Annotated in this window: 5 protein-coding genes; 1 reads left to right on the forward strand and 4 read right to left on the reverse strand. The window is 29.7% G+C overall.

Going from position 1 to position 3,185, the window contains the following annotated elements:
* The first annotated feature begins 81 nt into the window (after positions 1 to 81).
* Positions 82 to 405, forward strand: a complete 324-nt coding sequence (locus tag Q0370_RS04880; protein WP_299572870.1) for a phosphoribosylaminoimidazolesuccinocarboxamide synthase — start codon at positions 82 to 84, stop codon at positions 403 to 405.
* A gap of 308 nt (positions 406 to 713) precedes the next feature.
* On the opposite strand, the gene purC is transcribed toward Q0370_RS04880, so the two are convergent.
* The 4 genes from purC to Q0370_RS04900 all read right to left on the reverse strand — a co-directional run.
* A complete protein-coding gene (gene purC / locus Q0370_RS04885) occupies positions 714 to 1,430 on the reverse strand; it encodes a phosphoribosylaminoimidazolesuccinocarboxamide synthase (RefSeq protein ID WP_299572872.1) in 717 nt (238 codons plus the stop codon).
* Positions 1,431 to 1,451: 21 nt separating this feature from the next.
* A complete protein-coding gene (locus Q0370_RS04890) occupies positions 1,452 to 2,147 on the reverse strand; it encodes a hypothetical protein (protein ID WP_299572873.1) in 696 nt (231 codons plus the stop codon).
* Positions 2,148 to 2,166: 19 nt separating this feature from the next.
* The gene (gene purE, locus Q0370_RS04895) at positions 2,167 to 2,646 is read right to left on the reverse strand and encodes a 5-(carboxyamino)imidazole ribonucleotide mutase (RefSeq protein WP_299572875.1); all 480 of its coding nucleotides are present in this window, start codon (positions 2,644 to 2,646) and stop codon (positions 2,167 to 2,169) included.
* Between the two features lie 23 nt (positions 2,647 to 2,669).
* On the reverse strand, positions 2,670 to 3,185 hold a 516-nt coding region (locus Q0370_RS04900; RefSeq protein WP_299572876.1), incomplete at its 5' end, for a hypothetical protein.

Raw genomic sequence — 3,185 nt, forward strand, 5'->3', positions numbered from 1 at the left:
CCTTTTCACTTATCACCCAGATGATGTAACTCATCTAAGTTCTGCCTAGAGGAAATTTGTGGTATATCTCTACCTGATGGCATGCGCGAAAACGAAAAGTTCCCTACTCCTATTGTTACTCCTACCACTAAGGCTGAGATAGGAGAACATGATGCTGATATTTCTAAGGAAGAAATTTTAGCACAAGGCCTTGCCACTCCTGAAGAATACGAAATTCTTGAAAAATACACTCTAGCTCTCTTTGAGCGCGGTACTAAAATCGCAGCAGAACGCGGACTGATTCTCGTAGACACAAAGTATGAATTTGGTAAACACAACGGAGAGATTTATCTTATGGACGAGATTCATACTCCTGATTCAAGCCGCTATTTCTATGCTGAAGGCTATGAAGCCCGTAGTAAGTAAGTCTTGCCGCATCAGGATGTCCATAAACTCCAAATACTCCACATTCCTCATTCAAACTCTTAATCATTTGTAATTTTCCTCCATTTTTATTATAAACTATTCTAAATTTATAATTCTATTGATATTTTTACTATATCTCCCATTTATCTGACAAAGTATTCGAAACTTTCTTGCTAATATATATAGTAAAACTGCTTTAAAACTAAACTCAAAAGCCTATGACTATTTTACTCAAACCCTAAATCTATATAATTTTTAGTAGTTTAATTTTAAATAGGTTTGAGCATACTTTAAAATTCCTAAAAAATTTATTTCAGCACTTCTTCCAAACGACGCAAAACTTCACGATATGCTCCCATTACATCTCCTAAATCCTGTCTAAATCTATCCTTATCCAATTTTTTAAGAGTATCCTTATCCCAAAGTCTCATTGAATCTGGACTTATTTCATCAGCCAGCAAAATATTCCCATCCTTATCTCTTCCAAACTCAATTTTATAATCCACTAAAATCAAGTTCATTTTATCAAATAATTTTGAAAGCAAGTCATTTATCAAAAAAGTTTGCTTTTTAATCTCAGCCAATTCATCTTCAGTTACCAATTCCAATGCCAAAGCGTGATCATCATTTAATAGCGGATCTCCTAAATCATCATTTTTATACGACAGTTCAAATGTGGGTCTTTTAAAAATTTTTCCTTCTTCAGCTCCATATCTTTTCACAAAACTTCCAGTCGCCCTATTTCTAATAATCACTTCCAAAGGCACAATTTCCACTTTTTTACAAAGTTGCTCCCTTTCGTTCAAAGTTTCAATCCAGTGAGTTTTTACACCATTTTTTATCAAATATTCATAAATCAAAGTAGAAATTTTATTATTTAAAATCCCCTTATCTTCCAACTGGTCTTTTTTAACCCCATTAAAAGCTGTTGCATCATCTTTAAAATACATAATTATTTCATCTTCTTTATCTGTTGAAAAAATTGATTTTGCTTTTCCTTCATAAATTTGTTCTCTTTTTTCCATTTTTTATCTCCTCCGTTATATTTATTTAAATGCTTGTATAATTTGTACTACTCCTATTATAATTCCAATTACAGCAAAAGAAATATTCCACAAGTTGCTTCTCGTTTCTTCCTTTTCTTTAATTTGTTCTTCTTTTTTTCTGATTTGATACCTAGCGATATTTCTAATCAAATTTAATGTTCTTTCTAGTTCTTGAATTTGTTCTTCTATATTATATTTTTTTAATATTTCTTCAATATCTTTAGATGATTTTCGATCTTCCGAAATCGGATATTTATAATACATTTTTGTATAAAATAATGTCATTTCTTTTAAAATATTTTCTACTTTCATAAAATCGTCTGCTGAATAATTTAAATATAATTTTTCTATATCCAATTCTGAAACCTTTTCTTGAAAATAAGTTATCATTACAGAATAATACTTCGATATGGCTTCTCCTAATAATTTTAAACGTTCTGTATTATACTTTGTCATATTCTTGTCCTCATCAGGAAACTTTCTCTTTCTAGATATTTGTGTTATTTTGTTTTCTGATAATTTAAAATAATAATCATAATAATCTGAAGTTTTATTAACAAATAATGAAATTTTATTTTTCAAATTTGGTTTTAATGTATCATTACCACAAATTTCTGTGTTACCACTAATATTTTGTTTATTTTCTTCTATCTCTTCTTCACTTAAAAAATAATTTTTAAAATAAAACTCTCCCATATTTTATAATTTCATCCTTTTACAATTCAATTTTTTTCTCATTATCCGCAATAAACTTAGCTTTCATCTCTTTTCTAAATGTAACCAATTTTTCTCTAATTTCAGGATATTTTACTGACAAAATCTGTACAGCCAGCATTCCTGCATTATACGAATTATCAATTCCAACTGTTGCCACAGGAATAGACTTTGGCATCTGAACAATTGAATAAAGAGCATCAAGCCCTCCAATCGCTCCATTTAAAGGTACGCCTACAACAGGAAGAATTGTCTTTGAAGCAATAACTCCTGGTAAATGTGCCGCAAGCCCTGCTCCAGCGATAATCACTTCAGCACCTCTCTTTTCCACATCTGCAAGAACTTCCTCTAATTTTTCAGGAACTCTGTGAGCAGACAGGACATAAGCCTCGTACCCAATTCCAAATTCCTTCAGGCAGTTCACTGCACCTCTCATTTTGTCAGTATCTGACTGACTTCCAAAAAATATTGCTACTTTCATTATAATTCCTCCTTCTAAGTTTATTATTTTACTATTAGATTTTGCCGTATATTTATATACATCTCAAGCGTATTTACAACATTGTCAACTGCAAGTGCATTCAAATTATCATAATTTTTATTATCTATTTTATCCAATATTTTTTTAGATAATTCCACACCCTTATCCCCTTGCTCAAGTATTTTTATATACATATCTTTTTTTAAATGCATTGAATGTATTTTAGAATCCGTTGTTAATTCTTTTGTTTTTTTCAATTGTTTTTCTACTTCTGCTAAAATTAACTCTAATTCTGCCCTATATCTCTTCTGATTCCTTATATCAACATTAAATTTCTCATTTTTTCCAATAGAAATCTCATTCCAGTCATATAATCTGTCATCAAAAATTCCCATTAATAAATTTAATTTTCTTAAATTCATGTATAAATTATCATCAGATATGGAATTTGATATTATTGTTTTTTCTTCTTCGTAGTCTTCTTCTTTCACTTTCTTATTAAATGTCCTAAATATTTGTTTTCTTTTATATAAAATTTT

Origin of the sequence: uncultured Leptotrichia sp. (genome assembly GCF_938036635.1) — a bacterium.
Classification (GTDB): Bacteria; Fusobacteriota; Fusobacteriia; order Fusobacteriales; family Leptotrichiaceae; genus Leptotrichia; species Leptotrichia hongkongensis.